15 protein-coding genes are annotated in these 16,940 nt (G+C 70.9%); 11 read left to right on the forward strand and 4 right to left on the reverse strand.

The features are described 5' to 3' along the window. Nucleotides 1–19: 19 nt before the first annotated feature. Together ftsY and IM778_RS07455 are read left to right on the forward strand one after the other, a co-directional pair. Nucleotides 20–892 (forward strand): signal recognition particle-docking protein FtsY, encoded by an 873-nt coding sequence (ftsY, locus tag IM778_RS07450; RefSeq protein ID WP_194411384.1) that lies wholly within the window; start codon nucleotides 20–22, stop codon nucleotides 890–892. A 130-nt stretch (nucleotides 893–1,022) separates the two neighbouring features. Continuing rightward, a complete protein-coding gene (locus IM778_RS07455; RefSeq protein ID WP_194411385.1) occupies nucleotides 1,023–1,523 on the forward strand; it encodes a DUF2004 domain-containing protein in 501 nt (166 codons plus the stop codon). A gap of 78 nt (nucleotides 1,524–1,601) precedes the next feature. Here IM778_RS07455 and lipA read toward each other — a convergent pair whose 3' ends face one another. Further along, complete coding sequence (gene lipA / locus IM778_RS07460; RefSeq protein ID WP_194411386.1) at nucleotides 1,602–2,630, reverse strand: lipoyl synthase; 1,029 nt, start codon at nucleotides 2,628–2,630, stop codon at nucleotides 1,602–1,604. Continuing rightward, nucleotides 2,627–3,265, reverse strand: a complete 639-nt coding sequence (gene lipB / locus IM778_RS07465; protein ID WP_194411387.1) for a lipoyl(octanoyl) transferase LipB — start codon at nucleotides 3,263–3,265, stop codon at nucleotides 2,627–2,629. Before lipB ends, lipA begins: the two co-directional genes overlap by 4 nt. Nucleotides 3,266–3,365: 100 nt before the next feature. Between lipB and IM778_RS07470 the strand changes: the two genes are divergently transcribed. The 4 genes from IM778_RS07470 (at nucleotide 3,366) to ffh (ending at nucleotide 7,559) form a co-directional block, all read left to right on the forward strand. After that, nucleotides 3,366–4,358 carry a TetR family transcriptional regulator gene (locus IM778_RS07470; protein ID WP_194411388.1) on the forward strand — a complete coding sequence of 331 codons (993 nt, stop codon included), beginning with the start codon at nucleotides 3,366–3,368 and terminating at the stop codon, nucleotides 4,356–4,358. Nucleotides 4,359–4,543: 185 nt separating this feature from the next. After that, on the forward strand, nucleotides 4,544–5,152 hold the full coding sequence (locus tag IM778_RS07475) for a hypothetical protein (RefSeq protein WP_194411389.1): 609 nt from the start codon (nucleotides 4,544–4,546) through the stop codon (nucleotides 5,150–5,152). Continuing rightward, complete coding sequence (locus IM778_RS07480; protein ID WP_194411390.1) at nucleotides 5,149–5,655, forward strand: RNA polymerase sigma factor; 507 nt, start codon at nucleotides 5,149–5,151, stop codon at nucleotides 5,653–5,655. The genes IM778_RS07475 and IM778_RS07480 overlap by 4 nt, the downstream gene beginning before the upstream one ends. Before the next feature lie 338 nt (nucleotides 5,656–5,993). Continuing rightward, on the forward strand, nucleotides 5,994–7,559 hold the full coding sequence (gene ffh / locus IM778_RS07485; RefSeq protein ID WP_194411391.1) for a signal recognition particle protein: 1,566 nt from the start codon (nucleotides 5,994–5,996) through the stop codon (nucleotides 7,557–7,559). Nucleotides 7,560–7,622: 63 nt separating this feature from the next. Here ffh and IM778_RS07490 read toward each other — a convergent pair whose 3' ends face one another. Further along, nucleotides 7,623–8,783 carry a glutamate--cysteine ligase gene (locus tag IM778_RS07490; protein ID WP_194411392.1) on the reverse strand — a complete coding sequence of 387 codons (1,161 nt, stop codon included), beginning with the start codon at nucleotides 8,781–8,783 and terminating at the stop codon, nucleotides 7,623–7,625. A 192-nt stretch (nucleotides 8,784–8,975) separates the two neighbouring features. On the opposite strand from IM778_RS07490, the gene rpsP reads away from it, so the two are divergent. From rpsP to IM778_RS07510, 4 genes are all read left to right on the forward strand, one after another. After that, entirely contained in the window at nucleotides 8,976–9,404 is a 429-nt protein-coding gene (gene rpsP, locus IM778_RS07495; RefSeq protein ID WP_194411393.1) for a 30S ribosomal protein S16, read from the forward strand. Between the two features lie 4 nt (nucleotides 9,405–9,408). Further along, nucleotides 9,409–9,639: an RNA-binding protein gene (locus IM778_RS07500; RefSeq protein WP_127819708.1), complete on the forward strand. Its 231-nt coding sequence runs from the start codon at nucleotides 9,409–9,411 to the stop codon at nucleotides 9,637–9,639. Between the two features lies 1 nt (nucleotide 9,640). Then, on the forward strand, nucleotides 9,641–10,309 hold the full coding sequence (rimM, locus tag IM778_RS07505) for a ribosome maturation factor RimM (RefSeq protein ID WP_194411394.1): 669 nt from the start codon (nucleotides 9,641–9,643) through the stop codon (nucleotides 10,307–10,309). A gap of 104 nt (nucleotides 10,310–10,413) precedes the next feature. Continuing rightward, a complete protein-coding gene (locus tag IM778_RS07510) occupies nucleotides 10,414–14,499 on the forward strand; it encodes a bifunctional nitrate reductase/sulfite reductase flavoprotein subunit alpha (protein ID WP_194411395.1) in 4,086 nt (1,361 codons plus the stop codon). A gap of 138 nt (nucleotides 14,500–14,637) precedes the next feature. Here IM778_RS07510 and IM778_RS07515 read toward each other — a convergent pair whose 3' ends face one another. After that, nucleotides 14,638–16,065, reverse strand: a complete 1,428-nt coding sequence (locus IM778_RS07515; RefSeq protein WP_194411396.1) for an MFS transporter — start codon at nucleotides 16,063–16,065, stop codon at nucleotides 14,638–14,640. Nucleotides 16,066–16,247: 182 nt separating this feature from the next. Between IM778_RS07515 and trmD the strand changes: the two genes are divergently transcribed. After that, on the forward strand, nucleotides 16,248–16,937 hold the full coding sequence (trmD, locus tag IM778_RS07520) for a tRNA (guanosine(37)-N1)-methyltransferase TrmD (RefSeq protein WP_194411397.1): 690 nt from the start codon (nucleotides 16,248–16,250) through the stop codon (nucleotides 16,935–16,937). The last annotated feature ends 3 nt before the right edge of the window (nucleotides 16,938–16,940 follow it).

The raw sequence follows: 16,940 nt of genomic DNA on the forward strand, positions 1-16,940 counted from the left end.
GGACCGTAGGCTGGGTGCCATGGCAGACAGCTCCTGGTCGCTCGGTCGCGCACTGCGCGGCATGTTCGTCAAGCCCACGATCGACGAGAGCACGTGGGAAGACCTCGAGACGGCGCTGCTGACAGCCGACTTCGGCCCCGACATCACCGAGCGCATCGTCGACGAGCTGCGCGAGAAGGTCGAGCGTTTCCGCACCACCGACCCGCGCGACCTCCAGCGCATGCTGAAGGAGACGCTCGAAGAGCACTTCGCGAAGTTCGACACGACGCTGCGGCTCACCGAGCGCCCCGCGGTCGTGCTCGTGGTGGGCGTCAACGGCGTGGGCAAGACCACGACGATCGGCAAGTTCGCGAAGTTCCTGCAGCGCTACGGCCGCTCTGTCGTCGTCGGTGCCGCCGACACCTTCCGCGCGGCCGCCGTCGACCAGCTCGCGACGTGGGCGGAGCGGGGCGGAGCCGCGATCGTGCGTCCCCAGCAGGAAGGGCAGGATCCGGCATCCGTCGCCTTCCAGACCATCGACTACGCCAAGCGCACCGGCACCGAGATCGTGCTCGTCGACACCGCCGGCCGTCTTCACACCAAGGGCGGCCTCATGGACGAGCTCGGCAAGATCCGCCGCGTCATCGAGAAGCAGGCGCCGATCAGCGAGGTGCTGCTGGTCCTCGACGCCACGACCGGTCAGAACGGCGTGATGCAGGCGCAGGCGTTCCTCGAGCACGCCGGCGTCACCGGCCTCGTGATCACGAAGCTCGACGGCTCGGCGAAGGGCGGATTCGTGCTCGCGGTGCAGGAGCGCACCGGCATCCCGGTGAAGCTGCTGGGCCAGGGCGAGGGCATCGGCGACCTCACCGGATTCACGCCGCACGTGTTCGCGGCATCCCTCGTCGACTGACGCCGGCGACCCGCCGCGGTGCCTTCCGCGAGCGCTCGCGCGGGCTGCCGCGCGACCCGCGACGACCCGGGTTCGGCGCCACGCCCGGTTCGGGCTATCGCGGATGGGCAGGTTGCGGTTTCATGGGGACATGGCGATCGAGCACGACTACTTCGGACTCCTCGAATCGGGGCCTGACGGATCGATCTTCTGGTCGGAGAACGTCGAACTCGGCGACCAGTCGGTCACGGTCGACCTCACCGCGCCCGATCAGGACGACGTGTCGGAGGCGGCGCTGGACGTCGCGGCCGCGCTGATCTCGTCGATCGAGGACATCGACCGCAGCGCCCGCAACGCCATGGTCAACGAGCTCAGTGACCGGACGAGCGAGGTGACGGAGTACATCCTGCAGCAGCAGGAGGCCATGGGGCACGAGCTCGAGCAGGTGCTCGTGGACATCTCGGGCGATGTGCACATCGACGTCATCCGCTCGCTGCAGCTGATGAGCATGACGATCCTCGCCGACGAGCACGGTGGGGCCGATCCGTTCGCCGTGCTCGAGTACGCGCTCGACCCCGACGCGACCGATGACGTGCTCCTGGTCAACCTCGACTCGGACGGCGCCGTGCTGTCGGTCACGAGCGCGGAGTAGCCCGCCGACGCACGGCCTGGGCGTGTCTCGACACGATCGCCGGCGCTCGCTCCTCGGCGACCGGCTCCGTGCAGCCCGTCAGACGGCCTGCGCGAACCCGCGCTCGGCGTGCACGGACTCGGCGATGTGCGCCAGGTGCGGCGGGATCTCGCGCCCCTTCGACATCATCGACTGGGCCCACAGGCGCCCCGCGCGGTACGACGATCGCACGAGCGGCCCGGCGAGCACGCCGAGGAAGCCGATGCGCTCCGCTTCGTCCTTGAACTCGACGAACTCCTGCGGCTTGACCCAGCGGGCCACCGGCAGATGGCGCGGCGACGGCCGCAGATACTGCGTGATCGTGATGATGTCGGTGCCGGCCTCGTGCAGGTCGCGCAGCGCCTGGACGACCTCCTCCGGCTCCTCGCCCATGCCGAGGATCAGGTTCGACTTCGTGATGAGGCCGGCCGCGCGCGCCTGCGTGAGCACGTCGAGCGAGCGTTCGTAGCGGAACGCCGGGCGGATGCGCTTGAAGATGCGCGGGACGGTCTCGACGTTGTGGGCGAAGACCTCGGGGCGGCTGTCGAACACCTCGCCCAGCAGGGCGGGGTCGCCGTTGAAGTCGGTCGCGAGGATCTCGACCCCCGTGCTGGGGTTCTGCGCGTGGATCTGCCGGACGGTCTCGGCGTGCAGCCACGCGCCCCCGTCGGGCAGGTCGTCCCGCGCGACGCCGGTGACGGTCGCGTAGCGCAGCTGCATGCGCGTGACGCTCTCGGCGACCCGGCGCGGCTCGTCGACGTCGTAGTCGGCCGGCTTGCCGGTGTCGATCTGGCAGAAGTCGCAGCGGCGCGTGCACTGCGAGCCGCCGATGAGGAAGGTGGCCTCGCGATCCTCCCAGCACTCGTAGATGTTGGGGCAGCCGGCCTCCTGGCAGACCGTGTGCAGCTCTTCGGTCTTCACCAGCGCGTGCAGCGCCTGGTACTCCGGCCCCATCTTCGCCTTGGTCTTGATCCACTCCGGCTTGCGCTCGATGGGCGTCTGGGCGTTGCGCACCTCGAGGCGCAGCAGCCGGCGTCCGTCGGGTCCGGTGGCGGGTGCCGCCGCAGAGCCGGTGCCGCACGCGCTCACGCCGCGACCCCCGCGTACTCGTCGGCGAAGACGCGCGACACCGACTCGAGGAGGTCGCGGGGCGCGATGTGAGCCCCCACGACCTCGCTGACGGTGGTGACTCCGGCATCCGTGATCCCGCAGGGGATGATCCCGCGGAAGCCGGCGAGCGTGTTGTCGCAGTTGATGGCGAAGCCGTGCATCGTCACGCCCTTCTCGACGCGCACGCCGATGGCCGCGACCTTGTCTTCGGAGAGCGGCCGGCGCACCCACACGCCGCTGCGGCCCTCGACCTGGTAGCCGTCGAGGCCGTGCTCGCGGAGCGCGGCGATGAGCAGCCGCTCGATGCGGCGCACGTGCGCGACGACGTCCACCGGCTCGGGGAGGCGAACGATCGGGTAGCCGACGAGCTGGCCCGGGCCGTGCCACGTGATCTTGCCGCCGCGGTCGACGTCGATCACCGGGGTGCCGTCGGTCGGTCGTTCGTGCGGCTCGGTGCGCTTGCCAGCGGTATAGACCGCCTCGTGCTCGAGCAGGAGAAGCGTGTCGGGGCGGTCGCCGGCGACCACGTCGGCGTGCACGCGGCGCTGGAGCTCCCAGCCGTCGAGGTAGGGGATCACGTCGGGGGAGAGGCCGACGGTCTGGATCTCGAGCATCGCGCTCCTTCGCTCGTGCAATTGCTGGATCGTGTCCAACAATACGCCTCAGACGTCATCCCGGGTGCCGCGGGCCGGGGTTGCCCGATAGCGTGTCGTCGTGAACAGCAGCGGCCGGGTGGGCAGACCGAAGGCGTCGTCGCGCGAGACCCTCGCCGAGGCGGCGTGCGAGCTCTTCCTCGAGAAGGGGTTCGAGGCGACATCGATCGCCGACATCACGACACGCGCGGGCGTGAGCCGTTCGAGCTTCTTCAACTACTTCTCGTCGAAGTCCGACATCCTGTGGGCAGGTCTCGATGAGCGCATCGCCGCGATCGAGGGCCGCCTCGCGAGCGACGACGCGACGGATGCCTCGGAGGCCGTGCGCACCCAGGTGCTCGCGATCGCAGACTCCTTCACCCCCGACAGCCTCGCCCTCGGCGTCGTGAACGCGCAGGCGATGGGCCTCGAGGACGAGCTCGACCGCGAGGCCGCGCTGCGGCGCTCGCGCATCGCGCGGGCCGTCGCCGCACGCCTCGTGCGCGGCGGGGCGGACCGCCTGCGCGCCGACGTCGCCGGTGCCGCGTGGGGCGGCGCCGTGCTCGCGGCGATCGAGGCCTGGGCTCATGACGGCGCGGGTCGCACGTCGCTGGCACGCTTCCTCGCGCGGGCCGCTGATGCCGCCCGGTCGGTGTCGACCGCGCGCGGGGGCGAGGTCCGGCAGCTGCGGCTCGTCGTGTCGGCGCCCGACTTCGAGGAGGCGCTGGAGTTCTACCGCGATGTCGTGGGGATGCCGCAGTCCGAGGCGTACGAGGCCGAGGGCGGGGCGCGCGTCGCGATCCTGGAGGCCGGCCGCGCGACGCTCGAGCTGTCGAACCCCGCGCAGGTCGCGTACATCGACCGCGTCGAGACCGACGGCGACGCGCCGAGCGAGCGACTGCGCGTCGCCCTCGAGGTCGACGACACGGCGGCGGCGGTGCCGCGGCTCGCGGCCGCCGGCGCCGAGGTCGAGGCATCCGCCCGTGAGACGCCCTGGCGCTCGCTCAACGCGCGCCTGCGCGGCCCGGCCGGTCTGCAGCTGACGCTCTTCCAGGAGCTCGATCCGACCCCCTGACTCTCCGCGTCCCCCGCGCCCCCGACCCACCGGTGCTCCGCAGTCACAAGATGCGCGCACCGGGGGGCCGAGGAGAGCAGAAAGTGACCGCGGAGCGGAACCGGGAAGGGGCCGGGCGGGAGGGGCGGACGGATCGCGGCCGGATGGACAGGTACGAGGTAGGAACCCTCGACACTGGAGGCATCATGACCCCGGACTCTCTCGACGCCCTGCTCGACCGCTCGTCACCGCCGACCCGGGCCGCGGACGGCGCCGACCTCGCCGCGATGAGCACGGCGGCCCGGCGGGAGGGGCGGCCGGCCCGCCGCCGGCGCCTGGCCATCACGGCGGGGGCGTTCGCCGTGGTGCTCCTCGGAGGCGCGGGCGTGGCCACCGCGAACTCCGACTGGGGGTGGGGGCAGGGGCTCGAGAACCCGCAGCGCAGCGTGAGCTACACCTCGCCGACGTGGGGCGAGTGCGAGCTGCGCGTGGGCAACTTCGTCGCCGCGAATCCGTTCGATCAGCTCGCCGTCGACAGGGTCATCGACGAGTGGTTCGCCACGACCGACATCGAGGCGGCGATGGCGCCGTTGATCCCCAAGTATCTCCGCGTCTTCGAAGAGAGTCGCGCGTCGGACCCGGAGCCGGACACGGATCCTCGGACACGCGATCTCGACTACTGGATGGCGGTGGATCAGTCCGTCGGCGAGCTGCTGCACGACGAGCTGGGCGAGCACGGCTTCAACGACGCGCCCGGCGGGGGTGTGGTCTCGGGATCGAGCCAGGTCCACTGCGAAGGCGAGCAGTGGCGATGATCGGCGATCGCGCACGCCTGACCACCGCACTCGAGTCCTCGGCACCGGATCTGCTCGCGTACCTCCAGCGGCGCGTCGGACTGGACGATGCGCCCGACCTCCTCGGCGAGACGATGGTGGTGGCGTGGCGACGGGTGCGAGAGCTCCCGCGCGACCCCGAGCGGGCGCGCATGTGGCTGTTCGGCATCGCACGGGGCACGCTGCTCAACCACGCGAGGGGAGAGCGCCGCCGGTGGGCGCTGGCCGACCGCATCCGCGGCGAAGCGATGACGGATGCCTCGCACCCGGCGGCCGACGAGGGAACCGAGGTGCGCGACGCCATCGCACGTCTGGCCCCCGATCTCGCCGAGCTCGTGCGACTGGTGCACTGGGACGGCTTCACGCTGGCGGAGGCGGCACAGGTGCTCGGCATTCCGGCGTCGACGGCGCGAGGACGCTACGCGAAGGCCAAGGAGGAGCTGCGCGCCGCTCTCGGCGTGGAAGCCGTCCCTCCGGCCCGGTGAGGCGGGACGAAAGACGTCTCTCGGAGAGTCGACGCGTTTCGTCTCGGTCGCTGCGCTCCCTCGCTCAACGACCGGGGTGGGTCCGACGCGTTTCGTCTCGGTCGCTGCGCTCCCTCGCTCAACGACCGGGGTGGGTCCGAGGCGTTTCGTCTCGGTCGCTGCGCTCCCTCGCTCAACGACCGGGGTGGTCTGGTCGCTCAACGACCGGGGTGGGTCCGGAAGCGGGATCCCCGGTCGTTGAGCGAGCGAAGCGAGACGAAACGCTTCGGCATGCCCGCTTCGGCGGATCCGGGCACGCAACCGGGGAGCGGCATCCGCTCGCGTAGAATCGGGGGATCATGGCGACTTTCGGCACCCTCTCCGACCGGCTCACCGAGACCTTCCGCAACCTCCGCAAGAAGGGGCAGCTCACACCTGCAGACGTCGACGGCACCGTCCGCGAGATCCGTCGTGCGCTGCTGGACGCGGACGTCGCGCTGCCGGTCGTCAAGGACTTCACCGCCAAGGTGCGCGAGCGCGCCCTCGGCGACGAGGTCAACCGCGCCCTCAACCCGGCGCAGCAGGTGGTGCAGATCGTCAACGAGGAGCTCGTCGCGATCCTGGGCGGCGAGCAGCGCCGGCTGCAGTTCGCCAAGAACCCGCCGACCGTCATCATGCTCGCCGGCCTCCAGGGCTCCGGCAAGACGACGTTCGCCGGCAAGCTCGCCCGCCAGCTCGAGAAGGACGGCCACACGCCCCTGCTCATCGCGGCCGACCTGCAGCGCCCCAACGCGGTGAACCAGCTCCAGGTGGTCGCCGAGCGGGCAGGCGCCGCGATCTACGCGCCCGAGCCGGGCAACGGCGTCGGCGACCCGGTGAAGGTCGCCCGCGACGGCGTCGAGCTCGCCCGCCGCCAGCAGCACGACGTCGTCATCATCGACACGGCCGGACGCCTCGGCGTCGACGCCGAGCTGATGAAGCAGGCCGCCGACATCCGCACCGCGACGGATCCCGACGAGGTGCTGTTCGTCATCGACGCGATGATCGGTCAGGATGCCGTCAATACGGCGAAGGCCTTCCAGGACGGGGTCGACTTCACCGGCGTCGTGCTCTCGAAGCTCGACGGCGACGCCCGCGGTGGCGCGGCGCTGTCGGTCGCCTCGGTGACCGGGCGGCCGATCATCTTCGCGTCGACCGGTGAGGGCCTCGACGACCTCGAGGCGTTCCACCCCGACCGCATGGCGTCGCGCATCCTCGACCTGGGCGACATCCTCACGCTGATCGAGCAGGCCCAGCAGGCGTTCGACGAGCAGGAGGCGCTGAAGGTCGCCGAGAAGCTGGCGAGCGAGACCTTCACGCTCGAGGACTTCCTCGAGCAGATGCAGCAGATGAAGAAGATGGGCTCGATGAAGAAGATGCTCGGGATGCTCCCGGGCATGGGGTCCATGAAGGATCAACTCGAGAACTTCGACGAGCGCGAGATCGACCGCACGGAGGCGATCATCCGCTCGATGACCCCGACCGAGCGGCGCAACCCGAAGGTGCTCAACGGCTCGCGCCGCCTTCGCATCGCGCGCGGCTCGGGCATGACCGTCACCGATGTGAACCAGCTCGTGCAGCGCTTCGAGCAGGCCGCGAAGATGATGAAGACCGTCGCCCGCGGTGGCGTGCCGAACATCCCCGGCATGGGCCCGATCCCCGGAGCCGGCCGCCCGGGCGCGTCGTCGAAGCGCGGCAAGCAGCAGAAGGCGAAGGGCTCGCGATCGGGAAACCCGGCCAAGCGCGCCGCCGAGAATGCCGGCATCGCTGCCCAGGCGCAGGCACCCACCGGCTCGGGCTTCGGCCTCGGCGCCGGCGCGGGCGCGCAGGGTCAGCCGAGCGAGGCCGACCTCGCCGAACTGCAGAAGCTCCTCGGCCGCGGCTGATCCGGACCGGGCCGCTGCGCTCGTGCGGAGGCCGCGGCATCCGTTCCCGATCCCGATCCCGCGTCAGGGGGCGGAGGCGAGGTGCTCGCGCAGCGTCGGGCCGGAGCGGAACTCGCCGACGAGGTGCCGGACGACCTCGCGCAGGTCGCCGTCGGCGGCGTCGGCCACCGCGAGCTGGCGAGCATAGCTCGCGCCCTGCGTCAGGATCGTGTCGATGCCCTCGAGCTCGCGTGCGCACTTGAGCTCGACGGCGATGTCGGCGACCTCGTCGAGGGTCTCGCGCAGATGCTCGGAGACCAGACGCTGGGTGCCCAGGTGGTCGACGATGATGCGGGCGTCGAGGCCGTAGCGTGCGGCGCGCCACTTGTTCTCACGCGTGAACCACGGCTGGATCGTCTCCAGCGGCAGGCCTTCGTCGAGGCGACGCGAGAGGTGCTCGACGAGCACCTGCACGAGCGCCCCCACCGCCGCGAGCTCGGGCAGCGTCGACATGCCGTCGCACGCCCGCACCTCGATCGTGCCCCAGCGCGGCGCCGGACGGATGTCCCACCGCACCTCGGTGGCGTCCTCCATGACCCCGGTCCCGACCATGTCGTCGAGGTACCCCTCGAACTGGGTCCAGTCCTCGAGGGGCCAGGGGAGCCCCGCGGTCGGCAGCTGCTGGAACACCAGGGCGCGATTGGACGCGTAGCCGGTGCGGTCGCCCGCCCAGAACGGACTCGAGGCCGACAGCGCCTGTAGGTGCGGGAGGTACACCGAGAGGGCGTTGATGATCGGGAAGACCTTGTTGACGTCTTCGACGCCGACGTGCACGTGGATGCCCCAGATCATCATGTTGCGGCCCCACCACTGCGTGCGCTCGATGAGCTTGTGATAGCGGGTCTTGTCGGTGACGCTCTGGTGATACCACTGCGCGAACGGGTGACTGCCGGCGCACAGCAGATCGATTCCGGCCGGATCGGTGAACGTCCGTACGGCCGCGATCGCGTCGGCGATGTCGTCGACGGCGGCGGCGACCGTGTCGCCCACGCCGCTGGTCACCTCGACGGTGTTCGTCAGCAGCTCGCCGGTCACGGTGTACCGCTCCAGCGTCGAGTCGTCCTCGAGCGCGGCCAGCACCTCGGGGGCGCGGGGGAGGAGGTCGCCGGACTCGCCGTCCGCGAGCATGATCTCCCACTCCAAGCCGACCGACGAGCGGGCGGACGTCGCGAAGGGCACCGTCATTCGCACAGTCTGACACGCGGATGCCGCGACGGAGGTGGTTCGCGGCATGCGTCGTCATCTGGCAGAATAAAGGGTCGGACCGGCCGCTCGACCCTCTATCCAGCGCCTCGGTCCTCCTCTGAGCTCCCGCCGGGTGTGCACCCCACGCTCCAGGCGACAGGTTCGTTCGCTTCCCACACATTCAGGAGAATCGTGGCTGTCAAGATCCGTCTCAAGCGCCTCGGCAAGATCCGTGCGCCCTACTACCGCATCGTCGTGGCCGACTCGCGCACCAAGCGCGACGGTCGTGTCATCGAGGAGATCGGCAAGTACCACCCCACCGAGGAGCCCTCGTTCATCGAGGTCGACTCCGAGCGTGCGCAGTACTGGCTGGGCGTCGGCGCGCAGCCGACCGAGCAGGTGCTCGCCCTCCTCAAGCTGACCGGCGACTGGGGCAAGTTCCAGGGCGACCCCAACGCGGTCTCGACCGTCCGGGTCAAGGAGGAGAAGGCCGCCTTCGAGATCGACTCCGCCAAGAAGTCCGTCGTCAAGCCCAAGGCCGAGAAGAAGGCCGAAGAGCCCGCCGAGGCTCCGGCCGACGAGACGACCGACGCGGCCGAGGCCGCCGAGTCCGCAGAGTAATCCGTTGCTCGCCGCCGCGCTCGAGCACGTCGTCAAGGGGATCGTGGATCACCCCGACGACGTCCGCATCGACTCGTCCACGTCGTCTCGCGGCGACGTGCTCGAGGTGCACGTCCACCCCGACGACCGGGGTCGCGTGATCGGGCGCGGCGGCCGCACGGCCAAAGCCCTGCGCACTCTCATCAGCGCACTCGCCGACGGACGCCGAGTCCGCGTCGACGTCGCGGACGACTGAGATGGCAGGCGAAGACAGGGCCGAGCAGCCGGAGGCTGCGGACCGGCCCCAGACGCCCGCGGTGCCCGCAGGCAAGGCCGGCAAGACGCAGCTGCGCGTCGGCCGCCTGGTGAAGGCGCACGGTCTGAAGGGCGCCCTCAAGCTCGAGCTGTACACCGACGACCCCGAGGGACGATTCGTCCCGGGTGCGACGTTCACCCTGCAGGTGCCGGAGTCCTCCCCGTGGCACGGCAAGCCCCTGACGGTGCGCGAGTTCCGGTGGATGAACAGCCACCCCGTCGCCTTCTTCGAAGGCGTCGACGACCGGACCGCCGCCGAGGCCCTCGTGCGCGCGATCCTCTGGATCGACGAAGACCCTCAGTCCACTCCGGCCGAGGACGACGCGTGGTTCGACCACCAGCTGGTCGGGCTCGACGTCGTCCGTGACGGCGACGTGGTCGGGCGCGTGGTGCGCGTCGATCACCTCCCCGCCCAGGACCTCCTCATCGTCAAGCCTGCGACCGGCGACGCCGACGAGGTGCTCGTGCCGTTCGTGAAGGCGATCGTGCCCGAAGTGGACGTCCCCGGCGGTCGAGTCGTCGTGACCCCGCCGCCCGGCCTGTTCGAAGAGCTTCCCGCCGACGATGACGCCGCCCCGGAAACGGCCGACGAGGGCGACGACACGCCCTGAGCCGGCGCTCTCACTTCCGCCGCGCCACCCGAGTGCAGCAGATGTGATCTGCGGGAAACACGGCGGGAAAGCCTCCGGAACCTCCGTGGGGGATCCTCGGAGGCATGGCCGAACTCGGGTCCGTGGTCCGCACGGTGTGCTCGTACTGCGGCGTGGGCTGCGGCATCGCCGTCACGACGTCGCGCGCCGAGGCGGGGCATCGGGTCGCCATCTCGAAGGTCGCCGGTGACGCGACGCACCCGACCAACGCGGGCCGACTGTGCACGAAGGGTGCGACGCACGCCGAACTGATGGCGGCGCCGGGTCGCATGACGTCCGCGCACGTGCGGCCGGCGCGCGGGGAGGCGGCAGTGCCGGTGCCGCTCACGCAGGCGGTGACGGATGCCGGACGTCGGCTCCGCGCGATCGTCGACGAGCACGGACCCGACGCCGTCGCCGTGTACGTGTCGGGGCAGATGAGCCTCGAGGCGCAGTACCTCGCGAACAAGCTCGTGAAGGGGTACGTGCGCGGCATCCACATCGAGTCGAACTCGCGACTGTGCATGGCATCGGCCGGCACCGGCTACAAGCAGTCGCTCGGCGCGGACGGCCCGCCCGGGTCGTACGAGGACTTCGATCGGGCGGACCTGTTCTTCGTCATCGGGTCGAACACCGCCGACTGCCACCCCATCCTCTTCCTGCGCATGGCGGACCGCCTGAAGCAGGGGGCGCGGCTGATCGTCGTGGACCCCCGCCGGACGGCGACGGCCGACCGCGCCGACCTGTTCCTGCAGATCGCGCCCGGCACCGACCTGGCCCTGCTGAACGGCCTGCTCCACGTGCTCGTCGAAGCGGGCGACATCGACGAGGACTTCATCGCCGCGCACACCGAGGGCTGGGACGCCATGCCGGCGTTCCTCGCGGAGTACCCGCCCGCCCGCGTGGCCGAGATCACGGGGCTTGCGGAGGACGACATCCGCACCGCGGCGCGATGGATCGGCGAGGCCGGCGAGTGGATGACGCTGTGGACGATGGGCCTCAACCAGTCGACGCACGGCACCTGGAGCACCAACGCGATCTGCAACCTGCACCTCGCGACCGGCGCGATCTGCCGTCCGGGCAGCGGGCCGTTCTCGCTCACGGGCCAGCCGAACGCGATGGGCGGGCGGGAGATGGGCTACATGGGTCCCGGCCTGCCCGGGCAGCGCGCCGTCTTCAGCCCCGCCGACCGGGCGTTCGTCGAGGAGGCCTGGGGCCTGGCGCCCGGCGCCATCCGCACCGACGCGGGCTCCGGAACGATCGACATGTACCGCCGGATGGCCGCGGGCGAGATCAAGGCCGCCTGGATCATCTGCTCCAACCCGGTCGCATCGGTCGCGAATCGCAGGACGGTCATCGAAGCGCTCGAGACCGCGGAGCTCGTGATCGCCCAGGACGTCTACACCGAGACCGCCACCAACGCGTACGCCGACATCCTGCTCCCCGCGACCCTGTGGGTCGAGTCGGACGGCGTCACGGTCAACAGCGACCGCACGCTCACCCTGGTGCAGCAGGTCGTCGAGGCGCCGGGGGACGCGCAGCCGGACTGGCTCACGATCTGCCAGGTCGCGCAGGCGATGGGGTATGCCGAAGGCTTCGACTTCGCCACGAGCGAGGAGGTCTTCGACGAGATCCGCCGCTTCTGGAACCCGCAGACCGGGTGGGACGTGCGCGGCATCACGTACGAGCGCCTGCGCCGGACGCCGGTGCAGTGGCCCGCACCCCCGGACGACGACGCGTCGCGGCATCCGATCCGCTACGTCAACGACGGGGTCAGCCAGTCGCTGCGCGTCGAGGCGGACGGCACCGCTCCGGCGCTCGCGTTCCCGACAGCGTCGCGGCGCGCGCAGTTCCTCGCGCGGCCGCACATGGATCCCGCCGAGCTTCCCGACGACGACTTCCCGTGGGTGCTCAACACCGGGCGCGTGCAGCACCAATGGCACACGATGACCAAGACCGGCAAGGTCGCCAAGCTCAACAGGCTCAACCCGGGCCCGTTCGTCGAGGTGAATCCGGTCGATGCCGAGGCCCACGGCATCGCCGCCGGCGACCAGATCGAGGTGTCGTCGCGCCGGGGGCGCTTCGTCGCTCCGGTGATCGTGACCGACCGGGTGCGGCCGGGAGACGTCTTCGCCCCGTTCCACTGGAACGACGAGCACGGCGAGTACGTCACCGTCAACGCCGTGACGAACGACGCGGTCGACGAGCACTCCGCGCAACCCGAGCTGAAGTTCGCGGCGGTCACGCTGCGGCGCGTGTCGCCCGCAGCCGCGCCCGCGGGCGTCGAGGCGTCTTCGGGCGACATCACCGCGGCCGAGGAGGCGCTCGCACGCGCGGGGGTCGGCCTCGGCATGGTCCCGACGCTCTCGGACCGCGAGAGCGCATATATCGCGGGGTTCCTCTCGACGGTGCGGTCGCGCCCTCCCGCACCGGGCGAGGTTCCCGTCCTTCCCGCGGAGTCCCCGCTCGGCGCGGTAGCGAAGGCGTGGTTCGACGGGATCCTCGCCGGCGCATACTCGCGTACCACGACAGGAGGCGGCGGCGCGGCGGTCGCGCCTCCGGACGAGGTCGTGGTGCTGTGGGGATCGCAGACCGGCAACGCCGAGGACTTCGCGACGAGTGCCGCAGGCGCGCTCGCGGAACGCGGCATCCCGGCGCGCACCCGCAGCATGTCGGACGTGAAGGCCGCCGAGCTCGCCGCGATGCGGCGCGTGCTCGTGATCACCTCGACCTTCGGCGACGGCGGCCCACCCGACAACGGCGCCGACCTCTGGCGCGAGCTGAGTGCCGACGGCGCGCCCGCGCTCTCCGGCCTGCAGTACGCGGTGCTCGCGATGGGCGACTCCAACTACGACGACTTCTGCGGACACGGCCGCCGCATCGACGACCGCCTCGGCGAGCTCGGCGCGACGGCGCTGCTGGAGCGCGTCGACCTGGAGCCGGACTTCGACCAGCCCGCCGCCGCCTGGCTCGCCCAGGTGGTCGAGCTGCTCTCGGAGGGGACGGATGCCGCGGCCGCCGCACCGGCGGCGGTCGCGGTGGCACCGATGCGCCGCCTGTTCACCCGGTCCAATCCCGTGCGCGCAGCCCTGGTGCGCGATGAGCTGCTGAGCGGACCGGGCTCGAAGAAGGAGGTGCGCCGCTTCGCGTTCGACCTCTCCGACTCCGGGGCGGCCTACGAGGCCGGCGACTCCCTCGGCGTGGTGTGCTCGAACAGTCCCGGCGTCGTGGCCGAGTGGCTCGAGGCCACCGGCATCCCGGCGGCGACGATCGTCGAGATCGACGGCGAGGAGCGCACGTTCGGCGAGGCTCTGCGCAGGCGCCTCGACATCACGAAGACCCCGACCGACCTCGTGCGCTTCATCGCCGAACGCAGCGACGACACCACCCTCGCCGCGCTCCTGCGACGCGAGAACAAGGGCCGGCTGGAGCAGTTCCTGTGGAGCCAGCAGGCCGTCGACCTCGTGCGCGACCACCCCGTGCAGGCCACCGCGGCCGAGTGGGTGCAGGTCCTCAAGCGGCTTCAGCCGCGGCAGTACTCCATCTCGTCGAGCCCCAAGACCGACCCCGACACGGTCGAGCTGACGGTGTCGGTGGTGCGCTTCGAGACCGAGACGGGCCGCGCGCGCGGCGGGGTCTGCTCGACGTTCCTCGCCGGCGGGCTGGGCGATGCCGCCCCGGTCTACCTGCAGCGCACACCAGGATTCCGGCCGCCCCCGTCGCCCGATGCGCCCATGATCATGATCGGCCCGGGAACCGGCGTCGCGCCCTTCCGCGGGTTCCTGCACGATCGTCGTGCCGACGGCCACACCGGCCGCAACTGGCTCTTCTTCGGCGAGCAGCACGAGGCGAGCGACTTCTACTACCGCGATGAGCTGCTCCAGATGCGGGAGGACGGGTTCCTCACGCGTCTCGATCTCGCGTTCTCCCGCGACCAGCGCCAGAAGATCTACGTGCAGGACCGCATGATCGAGCACGGCGCGCAGGTCTGGCGCTGGATCGAGGAGGGCGCTCACGTGTACGTGTGCGGCGACGCGGCGCGCATGGCCAGGGACGTCGACGCGACGCTCGTGACGATCGCACAGCAGCACGGCGGACTGTCGGAGGACGACGCCCTCGAGTACAAGCACCGGCTCGCCGCCGACGGGCGCTACGCGCGCGACGTGTACTGAGACCCCGACGCCCAGTCCCTTTCCAGGCCGGTGCCGACACGGCGCCCGCACGACCGCGCCGCACCTGTTCCCCCGCCCCACGGCGCACGAAGAAGCGGATGCCTCGAGACGAGGCATCCGCTTCTTCGTTTCGCGGGGTCAGATGCGCTGCTTCGCGAGCGAGGCGCGCGGGATGACGTACACCAGCACCGTCACCAGGAGGAGCGCGGCGTACCCGGCGACGAAGCCGTAGAACGCCGCGGTGTAACCGCCGGTGGCGAGCTGCGACGCGTTCAGCACCTGGGGGATGAGGAACCCGCCGTATGCCCCGATCGCCGAGATGATGCCGAGCGCCGCGGCCGCCTTGCGCTGCATCTTGACGGCGTCGGCGCTGCCCGGCTCGATGCCCCGGGCGAGGGCGCGCGCCGCGAAGATGCTGGGGATCATGCGGTAGGTGGAGCCGTTGCCCATGCCGGTCGCGGCGAAGAGCACGAGGAAGCACCCGAGGAACACCCAGAAGCTCTGCAGCGGCAGGGTCCAGATGAGTCCCAGCGCACCGAGAGCCATGACCGCGAACGCGCCGACGGTGACGATGGCGCCGCCGAAGCGATCGGCGAGCTTGCCGCCGTAGGGACGGGCGAGCGAGCCGATGAGCGCGCCGAGGAAGGCGAGCGAGACGGCGGTCTGACCCACCTGCAGCGTCGAGAAGGCCGGGAACTGGTCGGCGATGAGCTTGGGGAAGACGCTCGCGAAGCCGATGAACGAGCCGAAGGTGCCGATGTACAGCAGGGCCATGAGCCACAGGTGCGGTTCGCGAAGCGCCGCGGCCGATCCGGCGAAGTCCGCCTTCGCGGACGACAGGTTGTCCATGTAGCGCCATGCGCCCCACATCGCCACGAGGATGAGCGGGATCCACATCCAGCCGGCGAGCGAGATGTTCATGGTCGCGGCGGCGCCGAGGGTCACCACGATCGGCACGGCGAACTGGGCCACCGAGGTGCCGAGGTTGCCGCCGGCGGCGTTGAGCCCGAGCGCCCAGCCCTTCTCCTTCTGCGGGAAGAAGTACGTGATGTTGGCCATGGAGCTCGCGAAGTTGCCGCCGCCGACGCCGCCGAGTGCCGCGACCAGCAGAAGCACGCCGAACGGCGTCTCGGGGTTGGAGACGACGACGCCGAGGAGCACGGCGGGGATCAGCAGCAGCGCGGCCGAGACGATCGTCCAGTTGCGGCCGCCGAAGATCGCGACCATGAACGTGTACGGGAACCGCAGCGTCGCGCCGACGAGGCTCGGCAGCGAGATGAGCCAGAACGACTCCGAGCTCGTCAGCGCGAAGCCCGCGTCGGGCAGCATCACGACGACGATGCTCCACAGCTGCCAGATGATGAAGCCCAGGAACTCGGCGAAGATCGACCAGCCGAGGTTGCGGCGCGCGATGGCGCGGCCCTCGGTCGCCCAGAACGCGGTGTCCTCGGGGTTCCAGCCGTCGATCCAGCGGCCGGGCCGGCGGGTGAGGGTGACCGGCGCGGTGCCGGTCGTGGGGGGTGGAGCTGCGGCATCCGTCGTGGACGGAGTGACGGTCGTGGTCATGACGCCTCCAGGGGTGGGCCTGCACTGCGGGGGTGAGTGTGCCTCCACGCTAGGAAGCGGGTGTTTCCGCCCGCCGACCCGGGCTGTTACTTCTCGATCACTTCTGCATCACGGCCCGGCGCCGGGTGACGTTGGTGCCCCGTCACACGTCGGAAACACGACGGATGCCTAGACTCGAACGCATGCGCGTCGACATCGTCACGATCTTCCCGACGTTCTTCGACGTGCTCGGCGTCTCGCTGATCGGCAAGGCCCGCGACCGCGGCCTGCTCGACGTGCGGGTGCACGATCTGCGCGACTGGACCCACGACCGCCACCGCACCGTCGACGACACGCCGTACGGCGGCGGGGCCGGGATGGTCATGAAGCCGGAGCCGTGGGGCGAGGCGCTGGATGCCGTGCTCACCGACGACGCCGTGCTGCTGGTGCCCTCGCCCGCCGGCGAGCTGTTCTCGCAACCCATGGCGCGCGCGCTCGCCGAGGAGAGCCACCTCGTGTTCGCGTGCGGGCGGTACGAGGGCATCGACCAGCGCGTGGTCGACCACTACTCCGAACGGGGGCGCGTGCGCCTCGTCAGCCTCGGCGACTACGTGCTCAACGGCGGTGAGGTCGCGGCGATGGCCGTCATCGAGGCGGTCTCGCGTCTGATCCCGGGGGTCGTCGGCAACCCCGAGAGCCTCGTGGAGGAATCGCACGAGCTCGGTCTGCTCGAGTATCCGAGCTACACCAAGCCGGCGGTGTGGCGGGGGCGGGAGGTGCCACCCGTGCTCCTCAGCGGCAACCATGGCGCGATCGCGGCGTGGCGGCGTGAGCAGAGCCTCGAGCGCACGCGGGCGCACCGTCCTGATCTCCTCGACGGCGCGGAGGCCTGAGCC

The organism is Microbacterium cremeum (assembly GCF_015277855.1).
GTDB classification, from domain to species: Bacteria; Actinomycetota; Actinomycetes; order Actinomycetales; family Microbacteriaceae; genus Microbacterium; species Microbacterium cremeum.

What these genes read in the sequence shown, in the direction of transcription:
- ffh (WP_194411391.1), top strand. Translation starts at nt 5,994, where the DNA reads ATGGCGACTTTCGGCACCCTCTCCGACCGGCTCACCGAGACCTTCCGC.
- lipB (WP_194411387.1), bottom strand. Translation starts at nt 3,265, where the DNA reads ATGCTCGAGATCCAGACCGTCGGCCTCTCCCCCGACGTGATCCCCTAC.
- IM778_RS07510 (WP_194411395.1), top strand. Translation starts at nt 10,414, where the DNA reads ATGGCCGAACTCGGGTCCGTGGTCCGCACGGTGTGCTCGTACTGCGGC.
- IM778_RS07455 (WP_194411385.1), top strand. Translation starts at nt 1,023, where the DNA reads ATGGCGATCGAGCACGACTACTTCGGACTCCTCGAATCGGGGCCTGAC.
- rimM (WP_194411394.1), top strand. Translation starts at nt 9,641, where the DNA reads ATGGCAGGCGAAGACAGGGCCGAGCAGCCGGAGGCTGCGGACCGGCCC.
- IM778_RS07490 (WP_194411392.1), bottom strand. Translation starts at nt 8,783, where the DNA reads ATGACGGTGCCCTTCGCGACGTCCGCCCGCTCGTCGGTCGGCTTGGAG.
- IM778_RS07480 (WP_194411390.1), top strand. Translation starts at nt 5,149, where the DNA reads ATGATCGGCGATCGCGCACGCCTGACCACCGCACTCGAGTCCTCGGCA.
- ftsY (WP_194411384.1), top strand. Translation starts at nt 20, where the DNA reads ATGGCAGACAGCTCCTGGTCGCTCGGTCGCGCACTGCGCGGCATGTTC.
- IM778_RS07475 (WP_194411389.1), top strand. Translation starts at nt 4,544, where the DNA reads ATGACCCCGGACTCTCTCGACGCCCTGCTCGACCGCTCGTCACCGCCG.
- trmD (WP_194411397.1), top strand. Translation starts at nt 16,248, where the DNA reads ATGCGCGTCGACATCGTCACGATCTTCCCGACGTTCTTCGACGTGCTC.
- IM778_RS07515 (WP_194411396.1), bottom strand. Translation starts at nt 16,065, where the DNA reads ATGACCACGACCGTCACTCCGTCCACGACGGATGCCGCAGCTCCACCC.